Annotated in this window: 20 protein-coding genes; 12 read left to right on the top strand and 8 right to left on the bottom strand. The window is 39.8% G+C overall.

Annotation, left to right across the window (positions count from 1 at the left end):
* Nucleotides 1-107: 107 nt before the first annotated feature.
* The 5 genes from ppk1 to AB1Z56_RS20295 all read left to right on the top strand — a co-directional run bounded on the left by ppk1 (nt 108) and on the right by AB1Z56_RS20295 (nt 8,829).
* Complete coding sequence (gene ppk1 / locus AB1Z56_RS20275) at nt 108-2,129, top strand: polyphosphate kinase 1 (protein WP_426789965.1); 2,022 nt, start codon at nt 108-110, stop codon at nt 2,127-2,129.
* A gap of 117 nt (nt 2,130-2,246) precedes the next feature.
* Nucleotides 2,247-3,143, top strand: a complete 897-nt coding sequence (locus AB1Z56_RS20280; RefSeq protein WP_426789966.1) for an SdiA-regulated domain-containing protein — start codon at nt 2,247-2,249, stop codon at nt 3,141-3,143.
* 2 nt (nt 3,144-3,145) lie between these two features.
* Nucleotides 3,146-5,746, top strand: a complete 2,601-nt coding sequence (locus AB1Z56_RS20285) for a BamA/TamA family outer membrane protein (RefSeq protein WP_426789967.1) — start codon at nt 3,146-3,148, stop codon at nt 5,744-5,746.
* A gap of 11 nt (nt 5,747-5,757) precedes the next feature.
* Entirely contained in the window at nt 5,758-8,121 is a 2,364-nt protein-coding gene (locus tag AB1Z56_RS20290) for a GAF domain-containing protein (RefSeq protein ID WP_426789968.1), read from the top strand.
* A 96-nt stretch (nt 8,122-8,217) separates the two neighbouring features.
* Complete coding sequence (locus tag AB1Z56_RS20295) at nt 8,218-8,829, top strand: trimeric intracellular cation channel family protein (RefSeq protein ID WP_070562817.1); 612 nt, start codon at nt 8,218-8,220, stop codon at nt 8,827-8,829.
* 124 nt (nt 8,830-8,953) lie between these two features.
* Here the strand turns inward: AB1Z56_RS20295 and def are convergent, their stop codons facing one another.
* Nucleotides 8,954-9,535, bottom strand: a complete 582-nt coding sequence (gene def / locus AB1Z56_RS20300) for a peptide deformylase (protein WP_426789969.1) — start codon at nt 9,533-9,535, stop codon at nt 8,954-8,956.
* A gap of 263 nt (nt 9,536-9,798) precedes the next feature.
* On the opposite strand from def, the gene AB1Z56_RS20305 reads away from it, so the two are divergent.
* The 3 genes from AB1Z56_RS20305 to miaA all read left to right on the top strand — a co-directional run bounded on the left by AB1Z56_RS20305 (nt 9,799) and on the right by miaA (nt 12,711).
* Entirely contained in the window at nt 9,799-10,578 is a 780-nt protein-coding gene (locus AB1Z56_RS20305; RefSeq protein ID WP_426789970.1) for a hypothetical protein, read from the top strand.
* Between the two features lie 64 nt (nt 10,579-10,642).
* Nucleotides 10,643-11,815, top strand: coding sequence for a Gfo/Idh/MocA family protein (locus AB1Z56_RS20310; protein ID WP_309367183.1), 1,173 nt, complete (start codon nt 10,643-10,645; stop codon nt 11,813-11,815).
* Nucleotides 11,812-12,711: a tRNA (adenosine(37)-N6)-dimethylallyltransferase MiaA gene (gene miaA, locus AB1Z56_RS20315; protein WP_426789971.1), complete on the top strand. Its 900-nt coding sequence runs from the start codon at nt 11,812-11,814 to the stop codon at nt 12,709-12,711. Before AB1Z56_RS20310 ends, miaA begins: the two co-directional genes overlap by 4 nt.
* A gap of 76 nt (nt 12,712-12,787) precedes the next feature.
* Here the strand turns inward: miaA and AB1Z56_RS20320 are convergent, their stop codons facing one another.
* The 5 genes from AB1Z56_RS20320 to AB1Z56_RS20340 all read right to left on the bottom strand — a co-directional run bounded on the left by AB1Z56_RS20320 (nt 12,788) and on the right by AB1Z56_RS20340 (nt 18,071).
* On the bottom strand, nt 12,788-14,341 hold the full coding sequence (locus AB1Z56_RS20320) for an Rne/Rng family ribonuclease (protein WP_077436961.1): 1,554 nt from the start codon (nt 14,339-14,341) through the stop codon (nt 12,788-12,790).
* 304 nt (nt 14,342-14,645) lie between these two features.
* Entirely contained in the window at nt 14,646-15,482 is an 837-nt protein-coding gene (locus AB1Z56_RS20325) for a tetratricopeptide repeat protein (RefSeq protein ID WP_293899654.1), read from the bottom strand.
* Between the two features lie 18 nt (nt 15,483-15,500).
* Complete coding sequence (locus tag AB1Z56_RS20330; RefSeq protein WP_046673299.1) at nt 15,501-15,785, bottom strand: HU family DNA-binding protein; 285 nt, start codon at nt 15,783-15,785, stop codon at nt 15,501-15,503.
* Nucleotides 15,786-16,032: 247 nt separating this feature from the next.
* Nucleotides 16,033-17,079, bottom strand: coding sequence for an aminotransferase class I/II-fold pyridoxal phosphate-dependent enzyme (locus AB1Z56_RS20335; protein WP_426789972.1), 1,047 nt, complete (start codon nt 17,077-17,079; stop codon nt 16,033-16,035).
* A 23-nt stretch (nt 17,080-17,102) separates the two neighbouring features.
* Nucleotides 17,103-18,071, bottom strand: a complete 969-nt coding sequence (locus tag AB1Z56_RS20340) for a D-2-hydroxyacid dehydrogenase family protein (RefSeq protein WP_309367186.1) — start codon at nt 18,069-18,071, stop codon at nt 17,103-17,105.
* Nucleotides 18,072-18,337: 266 nt separating this feature from the next.
* Between AB1Z56_RS20340 and AB1Z56_RS20345 the strand changes: the two genes are divergently transcribed.
* The 4 genes from AB1Z56_RS20345 (at nt 18,338) to AB1Z56_RS20360 (ending at nt 23,181) form a co-directional block, all read left to right on the top strand.
* Nucleotides 18,338-20,485: a TonB-dependent receptor gene (locus AB1Z56_RS20345; protein WP_313264961.1), complete on the top strand. Its 2,148-nt coding sequence runs from the start codon at nt 18,338-18,340 to the stop codon at nt 20,483-20,485.
* A gap of 145 nt (nt 20,486-20,630) precedes the next feature.
* Nucleotides 20,631-21,245, top strand: coding sequence for a tetratricopeptide repeat protein (locus AB1Z56_RS20350; protein ID WP_309367188.1), 615 nt, complete (start codon nt 20,631-20,633; stop codon nt 21,243-21,245).
* A 6-nt stretch (nt 21,246-21,251) separates the two neighbouring features.
* Nucleotides 21,252-22,319, top strand: a complete 1,068-nt coding sequence (locus AB1Z56_RS20355; RefSeq protein ID WP_426789973.1) for a sensor histidine kinase — start codon at nt 21,252-21,254, stop codon at nt 22,317-22,319.
* A 112-nt stretch (nt 22,320-22,431) separates the two neighbouring features.
* On the top strand, nt 22,432-23,181 hold the full coding sequence (locus AB1Z56_RS20360; protein ID WP_309367190.1) for a LytR/AlgR family response regulator transcription factor: 750 nt from the start codon (nt 22,432-22,434) through the stop codon (nt 23,179-23,181).
* Between the two features lie 128 nt (nt 23,182-23,309).
* Here the strand turns inward: AB1Z56_RS20360 and AB1Z56_RS20365 are convergent, their stop codons facing one another.
* Together AB1Z56_RS20365 and AB1Z56_RS20370 are read right to left on the bottom strand one after the other, a co-directional pair.
* A complete protein-coding gene (locus AB1Z56_RS20365; protein WP_309367191.1) occupies nt 23,310-23,771 on the bottom strand; it encodes a hypothetical protein in 462 nt (153 codons plus the stop codon).
* Between the two features lie 5 nt (nt 23,772-23,776).
* Nucleotides 23,777-24,253 (bottom strand): hypothetical protein, encoded by a 477-nt coding sequence (locus tag AB1Z56_RS20370; protein ID WP_309367192.1) that lies wholly within the window; start codon nt 24,251-24,253, stop codon nt 23,777-23,779.
* Between the last annotated feature and the right edge of the window lie 117 nt (nt 24,254-24,370).

The raw sequence follows: 24,370 nt of genomic DNA on the forward strand, positions 1-24,370 counted from the left end.
TTTTTATTTAAAAAGATGCCGCCTTTAAATCAATCATTAGCGACCAATAGATAGCATCACTATTGATGTTGTTGTAAGCATGTTGCCATAACCATAAATTTACACGGATGAAGAAGAAAGATCTTTATATCAACAGAGACATCAGCTGGCTGTCGTTCAATGATAGGGTACTTGACCAAGCTGGTCGCCAGGAAGTACCTTTACTGGAAAAACTACAGTTTCTCGCTATTTTCTCATCCAATCTGGATGAATTTTATCGGGTTAGAATGCCTGTACTGATGGCCTGGAAAAAAATAATGAAGCAAAATCCCGAGCAGCTCATTCCGAACATAGATATTGGTACGTATAAAAAAGCGTCAAAAACCATCAATAAACAACAGGAAAAATTTGGCCTAATACTAGCTGACATTATCCAAGAATTAGCAAAAGAAAATATATTCTTTATTTACAATCAAGCTATTCCAACGGAAATAAAAGACCTCACAGCCCAGTATTTCTATACTACAATTGCCTCTTACCTCCAAATTATACCGATTGATGATACTTCTTTTTTCCCGATCAACAATCAGCTCTACTTCGTCGTTACAGACGATAATAACAGCGTGGTATTCTTTCTAAATGTCCCTTCAAATCATATTGGGCGCTTTTTTACCTGTGAGATCAATGGGAATAAATATGTCGTGCTCATCGATGATATTATCAAAGCATTTTTTCCTGAAGCCATAAGAAATACATCATTAAATTTCTATTCCTTTAAAATCACAAGGGATGCGGAATTAAATCTCCAAGATGAATTTGAGGGTGATATTGCCCAAAAAATTGAGGCGGAAGTCAATAAACGTGACCTTGGCTATGCGACACGCTTTCTATTTCAGCCAGATCTGCCAAAACAGCTGATTGAAACATTGGCAACGCTATTTGACCTGCGGAAAAGTAGCATTGTCGAAGGCGGAAACTATCACAATCTGAAAGATCTATTTTCATTCCCGATTAAAATAGCGGAACTTTCTTATCCAAAACAGCTGCAAATCAATAAAAATCAGAATTTCAGGGAATCTATCTTTGATCAAATAGACCGAGAAGATCTGTTGATCTGTACTCCCTATGAATCGTTCGACCCCATACTGCGTTTTTTTAATGAGGCTGCGATAGATCCAACCGTAGACGAGATTTACACGACCTTATACCGTATCGCCGGTGATTCGCATATTGCACAGGCACTCGCTACCGCAGCAAAAAATGGAAAAAGAGTCAATGTATTTGTCGAATTGAAAGCCCGCTTTGATGAAGCTAATAACATACATTGGGCTCGATTGATGAAAGAACAGGGTGTCAAAATCACGTATAGCATCCCCAATTTAAAAGTACATGCCAAAATAGCGCTCGTCAAACGCAAGGAGGGCCGAGAGAGTGCTTTATTAGGCACAGGAAATCTAAATGAAAAAACGGCGAAGGTCTACACGGATTACTTTCTCATCACCTCAAATAAGCTGTTGACCGACGAATTAAACATGCTATTCGAGTTTTTACCAGCCCGGAGAAAACCCCATAGTCCAAATGAACTGTCTTTTAACCATCTACTGATTGCACAGTTCAACCTCAAACATACATTTCTATCCCTGATCGACCAGACCATCCAAGCGGCTAAAGCCGGAGACATCGCTACAATAAAAATTAAATTAAACAATCTGGAAGAAGAATCGTTAATCAATAAATTGTATGAGGCGAGCCAGGCAGGGGTAAAACTGCAGTTATTGGTCAGAGGAATCTGTAGACTAAAACCACAAGTACCCGGATTGAGCGACAACATTATCGTGAAACGGATTGTAGGACGTTATTTAGAACATGGCAGAATATTTATTTTTCAATATCAAGCACAAACGAGCGTGTATCTAGGTTCCGCAGACTGGATGAACCGCAACATCCACCGACGTATAGAAACTTGCTTTCCATTGCTGAATCTGACATTAGCACATCAAATACAGGAGCTATTTGATATTCAGTTTGCAGACGACACCGAAGCAACTTTGTTGGATGAACATGGGCAAAATCAGGCAATAGAAACGCAGCAGAAAAATGTTTCTCAGCAGCAAATCTTTCATTATTTGAAAGGCAACATGAAACAATAGGGCTATTCAGCAAGGCAGCTCATAACAAGGGTAGCCTGAAAGCCCAACAATATAATCATTGAACGTAAGCTCATTCAGAAACCGGATGACTTCCTCAATTTAAAATTTAATCATATAATGATGAAAAATCCCACGATATTGACAACTATGGCATTAGGTTTAGCTTCTGCTATTTTTCTCGCCTGCAACCCGAATAATACAACCAAAGAAAACAGCAACAAGCCCGTTCATGTTCAAGCTGAAAAAGCGCAACAAATACCTTATACATTATCTTCGGGTATAAAGATGAGTTTGCCTGACGAATTGTTAGAAATATCCGGGATAGCTTTTCTCGCGGGACAGGATGACGATATTTATGCCATTCAAGATGAGCAGGGCTTTCTTTATAAATTTAACCAACCGACACAAAAAGTTACGTTCACCCCTTTTGGAAAAGATGGCGACTATGAGGATATCTCGATAAGCAATACACATTTCTTTATCTTAAAGAGCAATGGCAGCATTTATTCCTTTCCCATTGCCGAAAAGGACGATATAAAAAACGTGGTCGAACAGAAAAATTTACTCCCAAAAGGAGAGTACGAGGGGCTTTTTGTTGACCGCGAAAGTAATCAGGCATACGTATTATGTAAAGAATGTAAGGTCGACAGAAAACAACCGCAAACCTCGGGTTATGTCTTTTCAATTGACGAGCATGGTCAATTCCAGCCGAAAGGAAAATTTTCCATCCAGCTGGATGAACTTCATGCATTTGATGCTAAAATTAAGAAAACGTTCAAACCCTCGGCGTTAGCTAAAAAGGCAGACAGTAAGGAATGGTATATCTTATCTTCTGTAGACAAAGCCCTTGTTGTGACCGATGAGAATTTTCATGTGAAATCGCTCTCTCCATTAGATCCGAAGATCTTCCCTCAACCTGAAGGTATTAACTTTGATTCAAAATTTAATCTTTATATCAGCAGCGAAGCCGGTAATCAGGATAAAGGGATCATTTATAAATTTGAAAAACAATAGGCATGAAAAAGGTTGTACCATTCTTTCTTATTTTTCTTGCTAGTCATGCTTATTCACAACAAAAGCATACACAGTCACCTGCACATCAGGGCAAGTCCTTTGCTAAAACCGTCATCAAGGATAGTGTAAGTATCGTTGCAAATGCAAAATATGGTAAAGCCAGTAAATTCAAGAAGTTCTTCCTTGGCGAAAATTACCGCAAAGAATGGGCCGCAGAAACCACCTTGCCTTTGCTCCAGCTTTCAACCTTGTACGGGGGACTGCATCCTGTCAAACAGGGAGGCGGTATGCAGTCGGTTTCCCTACGACTGACGGATTCAATCGGCCGGGAATGGGCACTACGATCAGTCAATAAAAGGACTGAATCCCTCATACCAGAAGAGCTACATGGGACTTTTGTACAGGATGTCTTAGACGATGCCACGAGCGCACAGCATCCCTATTCGGCGCTTATGATCCCCGCTTTGGCAAATGCCGTGAACGTCCCACATGCTCATCCCATCATCGGCGTTGTTGCACAAGACAGCATATTGGGGGAATACGCGCCTCTTTTTGAGCATACGGTGGCTTTACTAGAAGAACGCGAACCACTTGGTGATTCAGACAACAGCCCAAAAGCTGTACGAAAACTACAGGAAGATAACGACGATAACTTTAAGGCTAAGGCATATCTCCGCGCAAGAATGCTGGATGTACTGGTAAGCGATTGGGATAGACACGAAGATCAATGGCGTTGGTACAATGAAAATCAGGATAGCACAGATCACGATAAAGACTACATTCCTATTCCCCGCGACCGGGATCAGGCGCTGCGTGTCACACAAGGTTTTCTGATGAAAGATATCTATCAGCAATTTGTCAACCCAGTCATGCAAGGTTTCACAACCGGTATTCCCAATATTCGCTATTCTTTATTTAAATCGCGTTTTTTAAATGCCCATCCGAGCAACCAGCTTTCTCATAAGGAATGGGCTAAAGAGGTCAAGCAATTTGTAGCACGTCTTACAGATTCGGTATTATGGGAGTCGGTACGTAGCCTTCCGCAGTCGTCCATTGCTATTCGGGGAGAACAAATTTTTAAAACACTTCAAAGCCGTCGTGATGCACTACCCCTGGCGATGGAAGAGTATTACAATTTCATCAATAACATTGTCGATATTCATCTCAGCGACAAAAACGAAAAAGTAGAAATATACAGCACGGAAAATAAAAACTTAAAAGTCAAAGTTCTGAAGATCAATAAAGATGGTAAAGTCACCAAAGCTTTGATGGACAAAACCTATAAAGACCACCTGACAAAAGAAATTCGTCTCTATTTAGGGGAGGGAAAAGATTCTGTTGTCATCGATAACGCAAATTCTCCGATTAAACTCCGAATTATTGGAGATAGCACGCCAAAGACTTATGTTATCAACCAAAGCAAATCGAAGATACAGCTTTACGAAAACACCAAAAAATCCACTTTACTGGGTGAGAAGAACAAAATAAAGCTTCATTATGCACAAGATAGTACCAATACGCAATTTGTACCTGTAAACCTGTACAACACCTGGCTTCCCCTGGTGACCGCGGGTTATAACGCTGATGATGGTTTTTCGCTCGGGCTGGGCGCTGCTTACACACATCAGCGTGGATTTAGAAAAAGTCCTTTCACGTATAAACAACAACTTACTGTAGCAACAGCTTTCCGGACCGGAGCTTATAAAATTCACTATAGAGGCGAATGGATCGCTGTTGTCGGAGATGCAGATCTTGTTGTCGATGCGCTAGCAAAAGCTCCTGACAACACGCAGAACTTCTTTGGTGTAGGCAATAACTCGCTCTTCTTAAAGGAACAGTATGGTGCAAAATATTACAGAAGTAGATTCAATATTTTCAATATCAATCCGCAGTTAAGGTGGAAACCTTCCTCTACGTTAAACTTTGCCGTAGGTCCGCATATCCAATTTTACCACTTAGATCCTGTTGAAAATGAAGATCGATTTATTTTAAATCCCCAAGCTTTACATTCTTACGATAGTTTATCGATTACCAAAGACAAAGCTTTTGCGGGTATTAATGCCTTTTTAACACAAGACTCCCGTAATCGAAAGATTAACCCAAGCAAAGGGCTATATATTGAAGCCGCTTTGAATTCCTATTTTGGGCTCAATCCGTATTCAAAAAATTCAGCGCAGTTAAGTGCTGCAATGACAGGCTATTTTAGTGCATTTAATGAAGGTATTATATTCGCCAATAGAACAGGAGGGGGCACCGTTGTCGGGAACCCTACATTTTATCAATATTTATTTCTAGGCGGCCATGAAAATCTCAGAGGATTTCGCCAGTATCGATTTGCTGGTCAACAGATGCTTTATAACAACCTGGAGGCTCGTGTTAAAGTCCTTGATGTCAAAAGCTATGTTCTTCCAGGTGAATTCGGACTAATGGGCATGTATGATATTGGAAAAGTGTGGGCAGAGGGCTATAACAGCGATAAGTTTCATCAAGGTGTGGGCGGAGGCATTTATTACATCGTCGCCAATGCACTGCCTTTGCATTTTGTCATGACGAAATCCAATGAAGGCTGGTATCCCTATTTTAGCACAGGTTTCCGCTTTTAAAATTTCGATCCATGGAAATAAAGAAAGTACAACTCACAACGGAAAAAACCGCCAATACGTATGCAAACGGCAGGCTAGACTTTGAACCATTTTTCAAATACCTGGAATCTTTTATTGAAAATGGCACTTCATCGGATGACATGATTTCTTTGTTTGCATTGGAACGCATCAAAGAAATAGAACATCTCAACGGTAAACTCTGCAAGCATAACCTCAATGCCTATAAAGATATTCTGCAATTGATTTATAGCCTATCCGTATCGTTGATCGACACCGCTCCAAAAAGGTACTGGGCACTCACAACAGCCCTAGCAGAAGAAGCCTTCTATGGAACGGAAGCCTTTTTCGACCTAGCTAGCCATCAACTTGTAGAGCAAGAAATTCAAGGGAAGATGCGTGCAGGAAGCCTTCTTACTAATCAAGAAAAACTCTTTTATACCCTGATCTTCGAGCGACTCTATGGCTTTTCTTCCAATGAAAACAGCAGTATTGTTTACCATCAACTCAATGATCAGGGGGAGATCGTCGATTATTACGATTTAGACATCGATTTCAAATTTGTTGAGATCAGGGCAAAAAAAACACTGCCTGCACTTGATATAGGTCGTTTATCGGAAAATCCCAGTGATTCGCTTTTTGATTGGAATACTGTTATCAACACCGTTAAACTCGAAGATTTTGAGCTATCAGGCTTTAGCATCGTAACTTTTAGGAAGACCAGTACGGAACATACTTTACGGAGAATCCAGTCCATTCTCTTGGATCTGCCGACATACAATTATCACCTCTTTTTTGCTGATTTAGAAAAAATCATCACACCGTTATTAAAAGGGTCTGATACTGTATTTAGTTTATTTCCGCTGTTCCAATTAAATGGGGTCCCATTTTTCGATTATTCGATCACCAATAAGAGCATCTTGATTGCTGAAGCGTATACCGCAAATAAACCCTTCAAGATCAATCCTGAACTCGCGGGCTATCTAAAGCATCCGCATGTGATATTTTACACAAGTAATGCGACGAACGGTATCCGGAATACCAAATCCATTTTCGACGAGCGGATTAGCCGCTCGGGGGTAACGACCTATCTGTGTATTCCACTCATTCATAATCATTCCCTCTCGGGCATATTGGAAATATACAGCCGTGAGCAAGATCAACTCGACAATGATACCATGCAAGCCTTAGGCTCTTTGGTCCCGCTTTTATCACAACTATCTCAGGATATCACCCTGGAATTCAAAAAACGTATCGACGATATCATCATTAACCGGTTTACGACCATACAGCCTTCGGTTCAGTGGAAATTTAACCATATCGCGGCCCAGTACATTCAGGAACTTGAAAACGACAGTCGAGATGCCCATATCAAAGCGGTTGTATTTGAAGAAGTCTATCCGCTTTATGGTGCTGTCGATGTCAAAGACTCTACGATCATACGAAACGCCTCCATTTTGAAAGACTTTAGCTTTAAGGTCAAACAGCTCGCAATGCTTATTGATGAGCTCTCTTTAGATGGAAAGCACAAGTTGATTATGACTTTTTCAGTGCGTGTCGATCAAATTACAGAATCTCTTGACCATATCTCTTTTGATGAATCGATGGTCAAGATCATTGAGTTCTTTAGAAAAGATGTTCAACCATTTTTAGAAGAAGCCAGAAAACAATTCCCGTCAAAAATAGAGGTGATTGAACATTATGCGAAGCATTTTTTCACCAATCGGGACACCGGTGAATTTTATCGGAATGAATTTGAAACGTCTTTACGCCAGATCAATCAATTGATCAGTAAAGAACTGGATCATTTCAATAGCTTCATTCAGGGGAATTATCCGTCTTATTTTCAAAAATTCAGGACAGACGGTATTGAATATGACATTTATATCGGCGAATCCATTACACCACAACAGCCATTCAGCTACGAATTTATCAATGTATTTAGGCGTCAGCAGATTATTTCAATGGCTAGAATTGCCCTGAAAGCTTACCACGCGAAAGATATTCTGCCTCTGGCTTTAGAAACAACACAATTGATTTTTATCAATCCACATAGCATTGATATCAGCTTCCGGGAAGATGAACGGAGGTTTGATGTTGAGGGATCGCTAAATATCCGTTATGAAATAATCAAAAAGAGGATAGACAAAATTCGGATAAAGCGAACCAAAGAACGGCTTACTCAGGTCAATAAAATTGCTATTGTCTATTTATCGGATGAAATCCTGGAGGATCTCATGCTGAGTATACAGGCAATCTATGACATGGGTATCATTGAGCAAACCATTGAACATTTAAAACTGGAGGATGTACAGGGAATTGCGGGTTTGAAAGCTATTCGTCTTTCGGTGAATTTAAACTATCAAGATTTCTCCTAAATTTGTCCAATAAAGGGAAGTTTATCACCATTGGTGCAGGTTATACGGAGTACCGTCGAATGGCGATTTTAATAGAATGATTTAAAAAGGATTACCATGATTACTGATGCCAACTATTTTTATCTAAGCGATTTGCTTGGCACTTTATTTTTTGCCATATCAGGCACCCTGTCGGCAAAACGTAAAGATATTGATATTTTTGGGGCAGCCTTTTTAGGCTTTGTGACAGCCATTGGTGGTGGATCGATGCGCGATGTATTTTTGAATCTACGCCCAGTATGGGTCAATGATAGCAATTATCTCATTGCTATTTTCCTCGGAATTTTAATTGCCATTATCTTCAATAAGCAGTTGTATGGTTATTATCGTACATTGACACTTTTCGATGCCATCGGAATTAGCTTTTTTACTATCCTAGGGGTACAAAAATCACTCAACTACGAAAGCAATACCTATGCTGCCATTATCTTTGGCATGTTTACCGCGGTATGTGGGGGAATGACCCGCGATGTCCTACTCAACGAAACCCCATTAATCTTTAAAAAAGAAGTATATGCTACGGCCTGTCTAGGTGGAGGTCTCACTTATATCTTGCTGGTACACCTTGATCTCGATCTTTCTTGGGCAGCTTTTATTGGAGCCGCAGTTGTATTTTTGATTCGGATGACAGCCGTGAAATATCGTTTGTATTTACCCCGCTTGGATTGAGGAAAGTCCCTCTTAATCTGTGAACCTTCTGGAACACGCTTTACTGGATTAACGATTCGATCTCAAAAATGGATTAAAAGGATGGATTAGAAGGAATCAACAAAAGAAAAAGCGTTAGTTCATACTAACGCTTTTTCTTTTGCAGTGGGAATTTCATTTTATAACCAACGCGAATATTTCCCTTCGCGATAGCATCCAATCGGCCCTTCAGCATTGTTTTCTTCAAAGCACTCAATTTGTCGGTAAATAGCTTACCTTCAATATGATCATATTCGTGTTGTACCACACGGGCAGCCAAACCCGTTAAGTCTACTTCATGTTCTTCAAAGTTCTCATCTAAGTAATTGATGCGAATATTCTTGTGACGCAATACGTCCTCATTAATATCGGGGATACTCAGACATCCTTCACCGAAAGCCCATTTTTCACCAGACTCTTCAACCATGATCGGATTAATGAATACCTTTTTAAAAGACTTGAGCATCTCTTTATTTTCTTCATCATCTTCTGCAAATGGTGTCGCATCGATGACGAACATACGTATAGGCAAACCTACCTGTGGTGCCGCCAATCCAACACCATGCGCTGCATACATGGTATCGAACATATCGTCAATCAATTTCTTTAAATCTGGATAGTCTTCATCTATTTCTTCAGCGACCTTTCTTAATACAGGATCGCCATAAGCCACTATCGGAAGTTTCATATGTATTATAATTATTTATAAGTGCCGATACTCATTGCTACGTGAGTTCGTTACACGCTGTTTGCTTTTAAAGGTCACTTGGCACCTGTTGTAATTTTAGCACGTTTTTTATTTCAGCTCATGTCAGGTTAATTACTCACCCTGAGCTATTGTACTTTTTTAACAAGGATACGTAGTTGCACCATATTATTGGGTACAAAGGTACGGATAATTATTAAAAGTGAATATTTCGTCAAAACTTCGATAAAAGTTACTTTTGCTTTATGGATCCATCGTTTCTAAATTTGGCAACACAGTTCAAGCTTCGGCTAGAGAAAGCTCTTGAAGTCTCATTAACACTTTGCCAACTTGATGGATTTTTACAAATAACCTCAGCGAAATTAACAAGCGAAATTTTATTGTACCCTCACAATAAACCTGTTAGATATCAGACAACCAAGCCTTGCATTCATATCGATGAAGACCAATTAATATCGAAGTTTGACTTAATTATCAGGCGTATTGTTTCCAAAACAAAAAATGACAAACGTGTCTACGCACGCAACACTGTGGTTGCCCGAATAGACAAAAAAACTAGTCTCCAGTTCCTCGTGGAACATCATCTACAGACAGCCCTGCCAGGCAAATATCGCTATGGACTCTATGAGCGGGGCGAGCTCGTTGCTGTCGCTATATTCTCCGGGGGGCGCCGTATGCTGGATAGAGAAGAAGACTATCGCTCATTTGAATTATTGAGATTTTGTAACAAATCAGGCCTTAACGTTATCGGCGGATTAAGTAAGTTAATTAAAGCTTTCCGTCATGATTTCTCCCCCGGAGATATCATGACCTTCACCGATCGCGATTGGAGCCAGCACTCTTCTTTAGAAAAAATTGGGTTTGTTGCGAAAGAAATAACAGCACCGATCAAATTTTGGATTGCAGGAACAACAAGATATGCCTATCGAAACACAGCGGAATTAAATACCCTCAGGGAGCAGTTCCCTAGTGGCTTTCCCAAGGAAAATATGGGCAGCATCAAGATGATTTTATATATAAAATAAGGTAAATTGTGTATATTGTACACTGTAAGAGTTTGAAAAATAAATAATCAAAAATAATAACGTTATGAAGAGAAAACTTCGCATGGGTATGGTCGGAGGCGGAAATGATGCCTTTATCGGAGCTGTACACCGTATTGCCGCTTTTATGGATGGCAAGATTGAACTGGTTTGTGGTGCATTTAGTATTGATCCACAGATTTCAAAACAATCTGGAGAAGACCTATTTGTAGCTCCTGAGCGTGTCTATCTAAACTATGAAGAGATGATCGAAAAAGAATCTTTGCTTCCTGAAGGAGAGCGCATGGATTTTGTGACGATCGTAACCCCTAACTTTTTACATTTTGCCCCAGCTAAGTTGGCGATGGAAAAAGGTTTCGATGTTGTTGTTGAAAAGCCAATGACCGTATCTGTTGAAGAAGCAAAAGAATTGCAAGAAACTGTAGAACGCACAGGCCGCACACTGTGCCTTACACATACTTATTCAGGCTATCCAATGGTCAAACAAGCCAAAGCAATGGTCAAAGAAGGTCATTTCGGTAAGATCAGAAAGATTGTTGTTGAGTACCCACAAGGTTGGTTGAGCCGTTTGACAGAGCGCGAAGGCAATGCTGGAGCAGCTTGGCGTGCAGATCCAAAACGCTCAGGCAAATCTTTGGTTATGGGTGATATTGGTACACATGCGGCTCATTTAGCAGAATATGTATCGGGGTTAAAAATCCAAGAACTATGCGCAGACTTAACAACATTTGTTGAAGGCCGTCTATTGGATGACGATGGTTCGGTGCTTTTACGTTTCGAAAACGGTGCTAAAGGCGTATTGATGGCTTCACAGATTTCAGCGGGAGAAGAAAATGCTGTTCGCATCCGTATCTACGGCGAAAAAGGTGGATTGGAATGGGCGAATGAGGATCCGAACAATTTAATCATCAAGATGCTTGATCAGCCTCGTCAGCTTTATCGCACAGGAAATGCTTACGCAGCGCCTTACACGTTAAGTTCTTTCGCAACACATAATACCCGTGTACCAGCAGGTCACCCTGAGGGTCTATTAGAATCATTTGCGAATATCTACCGTAATTTTGCAGCAACAGTTACAGCTAAACGTGAAGGACAAACTCCGACAGCTGAACAACAAGATTTTCCAACAGTTTATGATGGTGTAAGAGGCATGGCTTTTATCGATACTGTCGTAAAAAATAACGAAGGAACAGAAAAATGGACTAAATTTGTTCTGTGATAGACAGATTAAAATATACACTTTCTCTTTTGGAACAACAAACCGTTCCGAAAGAGAAAGTTATCGTTATCTTAGGACCTACAGCTTCAGGAAAAACCAAACTGGCCGTCCAACTGGCCCAACGCATCGATGCTGAAATCATCAGTGCAGATTCCCGTCAGATCTATCGAAGAATGGACATCGGTACGGGAAAAGACCTATCGGAATATCAAGATATTCCCTATCATCTTATCGACATCCACGAGCCCGGAAAACGCTATCATCTCGGAAACTTTATAGCGGATTTTCACCAGGCCCAACAGTCAATTTCAGCCAAGGGAAAACATACTATCCTTTGCGGTGGCACAGGCCTATATATTCAGAGTGTTATCCAACAAAGTCCATACGCTTTGATCCCCTCGATCGAAGGACTAAAAGAGTTATTACTAGAGTATTCAGAAGCTGAGCTATTAAAACGTCTTCAGGAATATACACTACCCGCAGATTTCCAAATAGACCTTTCGACCAAAAAACGTATAGTCCGTGCAATAGAAATATTAGCATTTTTAAAGGCTCACCCCCATCACCTCAGTACGCAACGGGCGATCGACAGTATCGTTATCGGACTAAATCCACCTGTGGAAACTAGACGCGCGCACATTAGCCGAAGACTAAAACAACGATTGAAAGAAGGTTTTTTAGAAGAAGTAGAAAAACTACTGGCCGAAGGACTCACTCACGAGCAGCTACAATATTATGGTCTGGAATACAAATATGCCTCACTGCATCTGCTAGGACAGCTGGATTACACCGCTTTCATCACAAAACTGGAGACAGAAATACACCGCTATGCTAAACGGCAAATGACTTATTTCCGTAAAATGGAAAAAGATGGCATAATTATCCATTGGATTTAAAACAGGCTAATAGAAACCGTATAAAAACAAAAAAGGGTTAGTATCACTACTAACCCTTTTCGTTAATCTCTTTCTATTATAACTTGATTTCTTCATCCTTCGCATTGAAGAAATGGAATTCAGTTAGGTAATATGACGTCATTGGATTTACTTTAATCCACTTTCCGTATTTCATGAACCATTTCATTCTTTTAGAAATCAAACCAGACTTAATGTAGGCGTCTATATAAGGGTGAACACATAAGGTCACCTTTTTTTCGTTTTGTTCTTGAAGAATAAAGCTCAAATTATTTTCAATATCATCCATCAGGACAATACTTGATCGGATTTCACCTGTACCATCACAAGCCGGACATTTTTCGTTTGTGACAATATTCATTTCAGGCCTAACGCGCTGACGTGTAATTTGAACCAATCCAAATTTACTTGGCGGCAAAATCGTATGTCTTGCTCTGTCCGACACCATACATTCTTTTAAGAACGTATACAACTCTTTTCGATGATTGGGTTTATGCATATCGATAAAGTCGATGACTACAATTCCGCCCATATCACGCAAACGCAGCTGTCGCGCAATTTCTTTTGCTGCTTCCATATTGACCAGCAATGCATTGTCTTCCTGATTCTCCTTATTGGCAGAACGGTTACCACTATTGACATCAATGACATGCAGGGCTTCCGTATGCTCAATAACGAGATATGCGCCACCCGGCAATGTTACAGTTTTGCCAAAAGCTGCCTTGATTTGCTTTTCAACTCCAAAATGATCGAAAATTGGCTCTTTATGTTTATAAAGCTTGACAATTTTCTCCAAATCTGGAGATATATCGTGTATATATGATTTTGTTTCTTCGAAGATCGAAGGATCATTAACATAAATATGCGAAAACTCGTCCGTCAAAATATCCCGTAGAATAGTGGATGCACGATCCATTTCGCCAAGAACCTTTTGAGGCGGTTCAGCATTACGAAGACGTTTGGTAAATAGCTCCCATTTTGAGATCAGGTCCAATAAGTCACGTTGTAGTTCTTCAACACCCTTACCCTCGGAAACTGTACGAATGATAACGCCAAAATTAGCTGGCTTAATTCCTTCGACAATCTTTTTTAGGCGGTTGCGTTCATTACTACCTTTGATACGCTTGGAAATGGAAACAGTACTTGAGAAAGGTACCAAAACGACAAAACGACCTGCTATTGAAAGGTCTGAACTCAGACGCGGTCCTTTTGTTGAAATGGGTTCTTTGGCGATTTGTACTGGCACGAGCATATTTTTGCTCAAGACATCAGAGATCTTACCAGCTTTATCGATATCCTTTTCAAGTTTTAAACTATTGAGCAGTTTCTCTTGATAACTGCCATTCTTCACTATACGCGTAAGCTTTAGCAAAGATTGAACTTGAGGACCCAAATCTAAATAATGTAGAAAAGCATCCTTTTCGTAGCCTACATCTACGAAAGCTGCATTAAGCCCTGGCATAATTCGCTTAATACGTCCGAGATAGATATCCCCAACGGCGAAGTTATTATTTGCGGGCTCGCGGTTAAGTTCAACAAGCTGCTTATCTTGTAGTAAAGCAATAGTTACCCCTTTATCAGGAGTTGAATCGATAATTAATTCCTTTACCAAAAGCTACTCATTTTTGATACCTATGCAATATCCTATCGCAATCTTGGGTATCCGATTAAACATTTAAAGAACGTTGTTACGAAAAAAACAATCTACATCCCCTTCACAGACATGTAGATCGTTTCGTAAAGCTATCTCAGCAAAATGGGCCAAGATGTTTAAAAGCTCATCACAAGACTATTTTTTCTTGTGTCTATTTTTTCTTAAACGTTTTTTACGTTTGTGAGTAGCCATCTTGTGTCTTTTTCTTTTTTTTCCGCTTGGCATAGCTAAATTTTTTAATGATTATAAAATAATAAATTAATTACTTGCTCAATTCCGCAATCTTTCGATCGATGAATTGTGATAGGGAAGGGTCAGCTGCCAGTTCCTTACTTTTTTGAAAAGCAGTCACGGCCTCTTTTTTCATCCCAATATTTTCATAGCCTGTGGCTAAGTAAAAGTATGACTCAGCATCGGGTTTTTGATCGATAACGGTCTTAAAACGCTCGATCGCCTTGTCAAACTGACGGGATTGCAATGAAAACAATCCCAAAGTTTTGTTTGCTTCTAAGTTTTTAGGATCAGCGGCAACGACTTCTCGCAACAAGGCAATACCTGCCATGGGATTGTTCGTTCCTGATACCATTGCGGCACCTAATCCTGTTTTTGCATCCAAGCTACCTGTATTCGCCTTCAACGCGGCTTCGTATGCATGAATTGCATTTTGATTTAACGCTTGGGCTAAAGTAGAGTCCTGCAAATTTGTATAAGCAGCACGATAAGCATTACCTGCTTTCAACCAATATTCAAATTTTGGAGAAACCTTTGCCATTTCCTCATAGACAAAAGCCTGAGGGGCTGGTTTTGCGACATCGTCCCACTTATCTGCCAACTGTTGCAACAGCTTTATCTTATCCTCTCCAGAAGCTTTTGCAACTTGGCCCTCAATATCGGAAATTTCTTTGACTAAACTAGCATCTAAACCTTGTTTTGTCATCGAAGATATATTTTCCAAATTTACTTCATTGGAAGGCTTCGACTCAGATGCTGCAGCAGTTTGTTTTTCTTTGTTCACCAAACCTTTAATAGGCTGCGCCAAGAGCACAGCAACCAAGGCTACTACTGATCCTATTACTATTATCTGTTTGGTTTTTGCCATGTTAATCTATTTTAAAGATTATTTATTGCCATTCTTTACTTTCTCTACGAAAATTTTAGCTGGCTTGAAACTAGGAACAAAGTGTTCAGGGATAATGATTGCTGTATTTTTTGAAATGTTTCTTGCAGTCTTCTCAGCTCTTTTTTTGACTACGAAGCTACCAAAACCTCTTACATATACATTTTCTCCTCCGATCATTGCGTTTTTGACAACTTTAAAGAACGCCTCTACGGTTTCTTGAACATCTACCTTCTCTAAGCCAGTTTTGGTAGAGATCTCTGCAATAATTTCTGCTTTAGTCATATCTATTTTACTGTAATTATTTATTTTTCAACCCTTAAGCCAACTAATGTTTGGGGATGCAAAAGTATTGTTTTAAAATGAGTAATGGAAATTATTTAAATACTTTTTTGATAAATAAGCTTCCAAAAGCCAAACATTTACAATCAATTAATGAGACATTACATCCGACCAATCCTTAAATTAACCTCAAAAATAAAAACAATTATCTAATTTACAACATGTTGACTCATTAGATGTCATATAAAAATCAATATATGCCAATTGCATGACTTAGTCGATCCAAATCTGCTTCTGTATGGTGCGCATTCACCACAATCCGATTCAATAAGGGATCTGTAGCAAGCGGATAAGGAAAACTCGACACCAATATTCCAGCATCCATCAGTCTAGCATAAAGGCTCGGATCCGTTGAAGAAAAGACAGGAAAATTAGAAACTGCATTTAATTGCAACGCTATACGTGCCCGAAAGTAACGTATATTATGTTGCAACTTTTGGAATTGCTCCAGATAAATCTGCTCTCCATAAATAAATGCATATAAGCTGGCCGGTGAGCTTGGCGAAGCGCCAGTATAAAAGTTGGATCGCTTAAGTGACTTGATCCGCGGCCCATCCGCCAAGATCAAACCCGCATCTGTCGCGAGACCTTTCGCCAATGAGGCAACAACAATTAATTCAATATTAGGCAATTGAAAATTGCTGCTATCGAATGAAATGCCATTCTCACGGGTAACACCAATTCCGTGCGAATCGTCTAGAAGCAATACAACTTTCTTGTTTGGATCAATATGCTTAAATACTGTAAAGTCATAAATCTCCGGCTTCATATTATCCAGGCTGTTGCTGACAATGATAAATGAAGTCTGCGGCGATTGATTGATATAAGCGACAGCAGCAGCAGCCCAGTCAACAAAACTTCCCACTGCTGTGGGTTTTTCATCTAACCACAACGACGGGTGACAGGAAGGAGCATGCAGGACTTCACCTTCGGTAGCCAATGTCCTGACAAGAAATTGAGCCGCCAAATATCCGCTGGAAAGCAATAGGCTTGCTTCAAAACCAAAACGCTTCGCTGCATATTCTTCCGCTTGATCAAATATGGCCTGTTGCACATTATTATTTCGAGAGGTGCCATTGTTAATACCATATCGCTGTATACCTTCTATGAAAATAGAAGCATATGCTTTATCTGTTGCCAGCCCTAGATAGGAAGTTCCACCGAAAAAAAGATATTCCTTACCGCCGACCACAATAACGCGACCTGTTGGTTGTTCTAAATGCGTAAAATTATTCATCTATGTATAGCCGATTCATTCAATTAGCGGGTCAATACTTCGGGGTTAGCGATATGCTGTGGATCACCTTCGGAAAAGGCTACAATATTCTCAAAAGCAAGTCTAAATAATTGTTCGTAACCATTTTTCTCTACATAGCCAATGTGTGGCGTACAAAGCACATTTGGCAGCTGCAATAATGGATAGTTAGGGTCAAAAATTGGTTCGGACTCATAGACATCTACCGCAGCCATCCCTGGGACACCTGTTTCGAGTGCGGTCAATAGTGCACCTTCTTCAACTAATTCAGCACGAGAAGTGTTGACAAAAAGTGCTGTCGGCTTCATAGACCGGAGATCTTCGAGCTTTACGATACCTCGCGTCGCAGGTACCAACCTGAGGTGTAAAGTAACCACATCTGAAAAATGAAAAAAATCGGATTTACTGGCAGCAGCCAAAAAGCCATCTTTTACAGCTTCCTCGCGTGAATTTTCACTCCCCCAAACAATTACTTGAGCACCGAAAGCCTTAGCATACTGCGCTATTCGCTTCCCTATTTTTCCATAGCTCCATATCCCTATTGTTTTGCCAGAGACGCAGTCTCCTATGTTTGTTTGCCACAAACCTTTCTTCATATCGCAGCGCGCCTGAGGCAAACCACGAAGGGCATTCATGATCAAAAGCCAGGTCAATTCAGCTGGAGCAACAGGAGAGCCCATACTTTCGGCTACAGCCACGTGGAAGCGACTACAGACTGCCAAATCTAAATGGTTTGAAATTTTGCCCGTCTGGCTAATTAGCTTTAGCTTCGGAAGCTGAGACAACAGGTCTTCCGTAATTTTTGTCCGCTCTCTAATGAGTACCAGTGCATCCGTATCGCTTAATTTTTCAGCCAGTAAAGCCGGATCTGAATAGGACTGTTTCAATATTTGGACATCATGACCATCAAGAATTTTGAAACAGTCCAACTTTCGGACAGCATCTTGATAGTCATCTAAAATGGTTACTCGCATTTTTTTCTGACTTAATTTTAAACTCTTATTTGCAATATCAAACTAAAATAAATTGCCCATTATATGCAGTATAACTGCGTAGCATATAAAAGCAATCTATCACGCTATCCACTGGAGAACTTATTATAGAGGAAATTTTGTTTTCCGACATCAATTTACAGCATAAAGTTGGAATCCTGCAATTCGTCATGATATTTTGACATTCCATCCACTCTTTTTCGCAGGAGCTCTTACTTCAATTGATCTTTGAAAAAAAATAAAGAAAAATGAAGCTGCTATTAACCTTACTATGTTTAAGTATAACCGTCGTATCCGCACAGTCTATCCTAAAAGGGAAAGTGCTCGGCAAAAACGGAAAACCTATTTATTTAGCCAATGTTTATATTGAAGGCACCTACGATGGCGGCACCACAGATTCGCTTGGTAACTTCATTTTTGAAACCAGTGAACAGGGGGCTAAAATCATAAAAGCGTCCGTTGTGGGCCTTCCAACATATAGCAAGCCTATCCAGCTTCCCCAAAAAGAATTGCTGATTATTCACATGCAAGAAAGTGAGAATCGACTACAGGAAGTCACAATCCAAGCAGGTGTTCTACAAGCCAATAGCTCCGGAAAAAACACGGTAATGAGCCCATTGGACATCGTCACCACGGCAGGAAGCATGGGCAATATCATCAGTGCGTTAGCGACGTTGCCCGGTGCGCAGGTCGCCGGAGAAAATGGCCGCCTGATGGTTCACGGTGGGGATGCATCCGAAACACAGACTTATATCAATGGAATCAGAGTTGCACAACCCTATACCGCCACACCTAATGAGGTGCCTGTCCGAGGCCGATTTTCTCCTATGTTATTTAAGGGGGTAAATTTTTCTACAGGGGGGTATTCAGCAGAATTTGGCAATGCCCTATCCAGTATTTTAGTACTAAACACCGAAAATAAGATTGAACAGCCAAAAACAGAGCTCTCATTATCTTCCGTCGGATTGGGCTTGGGACAGACAGTACAATGGGGAAAAAATTCGCTGACATTTAACAGTAGCTACACAAACTTAAAACCTTATTCAAAAATAATTACACCCGACATTAAATGGACAAAACCTTATGAAAATGTTTCTGGAGAAATGATCTATCGTCATCAGTTCAAAGAAGGTTTCCTAAATATTTATGGTGCCTACAATTTTGAGGATATGGGGCTTTATCAAGCTGACATCAATTATGAACAGCCTGTCCTATTGAAAAAGAAATCCAACAATTCATATGCTAATATTACCTACAGTCAGAATCTGGGAAACCGGTGGACTTTCAATTCTGGTATTGGCCTAGGTTACCTCACCGATAAGCTGCATTATGACGATATTTTCCTACCCAACGAAGAAAAGAGTCTCCACATAAAGGGTGTGCTAAGCAAAATCTGGAATAATAAGATTAAAAGTATCGGGGGTATAGAATATTTTGACAATAATTATCAAGAAGAATACCAGCGTCAAAACCTTGAATACAACTATGGATACCATAGTAAGATGACCTCTTTGTTTACTGAAACTACTTTCGGGATCCTACCACACCTAATCGGAAAAATCGGATTACGGGAAACTTCCTCCAATCTTCAGAAAAGGAATACGCTGGAACCGAGGGCCTCTTTGGGATACGCATTGAATAAATATACCCAGCTCTCCATGGCCTATGGCTCTTTTCATCAACAAGCTGCTACCCCTGTATTAAAATATGCCCCACAACTTGACTGGCTGGAAGCCAATCACTATATCGCCAATTATTTCTATGAACGGGCGGGGCATCTACTTCGCTTAGAAGCGTATCACAAAGAATACAGCAACTTGGTTAAATACAATAGTATGACACCAAGGTACGATAGCCAATACGACAATACCGGAAACGGTAAGGTAAAAGGCTTTGACCTATTTTATAAAAATACCAGCAGCATCAAAAATCTCCAGTACTGGATTTCATATTCGTATACCGATAGCAAGAGAAATGAAGCTAATTATCCTGCCACGGTCATGCCTCCATATGTGTATAAACACAGTATTTACCTTGTTGGAAAGTACTGGTTTGCTAACCTTCGATCACAGCTCAGTCTGACAAATTCCTTTGTATCCGGCAGAAATTACAATGATCCTAACCAAACGGTTTTCATGAATGGACGTACAAAAGGTTATAATAATCTTTCCATGAGCTGGTCGTTTCTCTACAGCCAGCAAAAAATTATCCATTTCTCCGTCAGCAACGTTCTTGGCGCCGCTCCGATTTATGGTTATCAGTATACAGACCAACCAAATTCACAGGGAATATATGACCGTAGACCCATCGTTCCAACAGCCAAGCGTTTTGTCTTTTTAGGCTATTTCTGGACGATCAGCAAAAACGAAAAAGAAAATCAATTGGACAATCTCTAAAACTCAACAACTCATCGTAAAAATATGTCGATTCATCCAGCATTATTGCTACTTAACAATGCTTATGACGAACTTCATTACTATTGGAAGAGCGATAAATCAGATACAGCAACATTAAAATATATTTAATACTAAACGAGAAATCATGAAATCATTTATTATTGCAATCCTCTGCTTACTAAGCAGCGCCACATTTGCACAAGGCAATTTTGAAAAAAGTATGGGACAAGCCATGGGTTTATGGAAATCAGGAGAGACACAGAAAGCGGCAGCTCTTTTAGAGCGCATTGCTCAGGTAGAAAAGGACAATTGGATTCCGGCGTATTACCAAGCAATGGTGCTAACGACAGCTTCCTTCAGAGAGAAGAACAAAGAAACGCAAGCAAAATATATCCAATCGGCAGAAGACATTCTGAACACAACAGCTCAGGACAATAATCCAGAATGGCTTGTTCTGCGGGCAATGAACAAAACAGCACTGATGATCACAGATCCTATGACAAAAGCGAAAGAGTTGTCACCTAGCATTATAGGGCTTTATAAAAAGGCGCTAGCAATAGCCCCCAATAATCCCCGGGCTGTATTGGGACTTGCGGAGTTTCAGATGAATGCAAAAAAATATTTCAATCAAGATACCAGCAAAGAATGTGAGGATGTGAAGAAAGCACTATCTTTATTCAATGAAGAAAAAGTTACTGTCCCATTTGGGCCGTCATGGGGCAAGGATCGGGCAGAACAACTGGTAAAAGAATGCAAATAACACTTTGTGAAAAAAGCACCGTTTAAAGCCATTATACAAGCGTTACTCGCAAGCTTGGTCGTAAGCATCTATTTTGTGGTTGTGGCCAAGTTGCAATATAAAAATACGCCATGGACTTCAATTGTTCTTCATCCGAACATGTTGAGAGGGCTATTCTATGGCTTTTTTCTTTTCTTGGGTAATGGATACCTATCTAAATGGGCCGCTAATAAATATCCTAACACAAAGGATTTTGGAAAGAAAATGGCTTTTTTTTATACTGGAAGTATTATACTATCTATACTTGTTGTATTTTCTGTTAACGTTTTTTTCTCTGATCTATTTACGGTAAAAAACAACGAAGACTTTCTAAAGAGATTTCATGATTTTGTCGGTCAGCAACATATTGCCTATTACTTTCAAATCGCAATTACATCTCTTTTTATCTCGATGGTTTTCTTTGGATTCTATTTTTACAAGCGATTTAAAGATTACCAGATCAAAGAGACGCAGCAAGAAAAACAACAAATAACAGCGCAATTTGAGTCCTTGAAGAATCAATTGGACCCACATTTTTTGTTCAATAGCCTGAATGTACTTAATGGATTAATCGAGGAAAGCCCCAAAAAGGCGAGTATGTTTACGACTGATCTCTCTAAAATTTACCGGTATGTGCTGGAACAGAAAGATAAAAGCCTTGTTTCACTACAGGACGAGCTCGCGTTTTCAAAAGCTTATTTAAATCTTCTGAGCCTGCGATTCGAAGACGGCATTCAGATCGATCTAGCTATTAGCGAAGAGCAAAATAAGGGATTTATTTTACCGCTTTCTCTTCAATTGCTGATCGAAAATGTGATCAAACACAACGTTATTTCCCTAAAAAAACCACTTTTTCTGAAGATTTATCGGAATGCTGATTATCTATATGTGGAAAATAATCTTCAGAAAAAGAAAGTACTCCATGGCAACTCAGGAATTGGTTTAAAAAATATTCAGGATCGTTATAGGATACTATCCAGTTTGCCTGTACACATTCAGGAAAGCGATACTGCATTTTCTGTCGGATTGCCGATTATGACTGAAATAGTTGCCTAAAAAACAGTTACCCTGAAATAAACATATACGACCGATCATCAAGGATCACATTTCAGGAGCTATAACAAGATCATCTCCATAAAAGATGACCAATAAGCATGAAAAATAAACAATGAAAATATTAATTATAGAAGACGAACTCCCTTCGGCAAGATTTCTACAAAGAAAACTGGAGGCACTCGGTTACACGGTGTCTGCTGTACTGCAGACCGTAGAAGAATCCATCGAATGGTTTCTGTCAAATACTGAACCTGATCTGCTATTTATGGACATTCAGCTCGCCGATGGGATTTCATTCGATATCCTTGAGCAGATAAAACCCAATTCGGCCATCATTTTCACCACAGCATTTGACGAGTACTTATTAAGGGCTTTTAAACAGAATAGCATTGATTATCTGCTGAAACCAATTGAAGATGAAGAATTGGAAAACGCTATCGAAAAGTTTATCCAATATAGACGTCCCAGTCCCCAGTTTGACCTAGCGTCTCTTGAAACATTGTTTAAAAATACCGTACAGTCATATAAAGAACGCTTTACCATCAAAATTGGCCAAACTCTAAAAGTGATCACAACCCAGCAGATTGAATGCATTTACAGTGAAAACAAAGGCACTTACCTCTACAGCAATGAAAATAACAACTATCTGTTGGATCAGACATTGGACGCCTTAACACCGCAGCTGTCGCCAAAAGATTTTTTTAGAATCAATCGCAGCACGATTGTTCAATTTGACGCCATCAAAAATATTGCGATACACTCCAATGCACGGTTGAAAATATACCTTAAACATTATGAATCGGATGAGCTCATTGTCTCTCGAGAGAAAGTCGCTGCTTTCAAAAATTGGCTGGACAAATAATCGAAGTGGATTGCCAAAAGTTATTCGTCACAAAATGGACGTCCCATCAAACAGAGGGTGTAAAAAGTGGTTTTTATGTCAAAAAACGCTCAATGCAAATACGAGCTCAAAGAGGAAAGCGAAGCGTGCTACATATTGATTCTGTAGTTTAGCGGAATACTAAAGCGGAGAGAAACTGCAAAGCCTTTCATCGGTCTATAGTCCTTTTTATCATTGATGGAGAATCCATAGCCAAAGTCAAGATCCAGTAAAGTTGCTAAACTGACCCCCAATTTTGGAGTAACGGTGTAAGGAGTGACCTCCGCACGCACAAAGGGTGTTAATACATAGGTCTGAGGATAATAGGTTATTGCTGCCTCGGGAATCACGGCAAACTTCTTTTGCGTCCAAGTAAAGTTAGCTGTTGCATCCGCCCGCAGAATATGATCTCCGATAAAGGGAAAAGCAAAATAAGCTCCTGTTTTTATTATACTGCCTTTCTGGAATTGGTAACTCAAGGTAGGGCCGATTAAATGGTCTTGCGCTTTAATGCTGCTGCCAAGTATCAGTAAAATAAGTGTACCGAGAAAATATATAGCCCTATTTCGCATCTTGTTTAGTAAATATGAAAATTTAACGGAATATTCACGCCTACTGATACTGTAATTCCATCGATAGGCTTAAAATTTTTCTTCGTGTTATAATCAAATCCATACCCAACCCCCAGGTCAACGATAGAGAAAAGACTCGCACCTATCTTGGGGGTAATTGTATAGGGGGTAAGCTCCGCTTTTACAAAAGGGAAAAGGACAAAATCATTTAAATAATATGTAAATCCCAGTTCGGGAATGACGGTCGTTTTACCTTCCATCCAGCTGAAATTGGCACCGGCATCAATTTTCATATATTGAAAATCGTTAGGAGCGAACAAGCCCCAGCCTGAAACTTTCAGAAAATTACCACTTTGATACTGATAACCCACTGAAGGACCCCAGATCCATTTATTATGCTGTTTCCAAGGTTGCTCTTGCGCCATGGAAAACGAAACAAATAAAGAAAGGATAATAAATAATGATAATGTTTTTAGTTTCATCCAGCTAAATTACAAACTATAATCTATTTTATGGAATACAACAGGTACCCAGTAGAATAGTTTTACCTAAAACAGAAAAATCCCATTCACATAACTAACCGCGTCGCATAAAATCGA

Source organism: Sphingobacterium sp. WOUb80, assembly GCF_050058145.1.
In the GTDB taxonomy this organism is placed as follows: domain Bacteria; phylum Bacteroidota; class Bacteroidia; order Sphingobacteriales; family Sphingobacteriaceae; genus Sphingobacterium.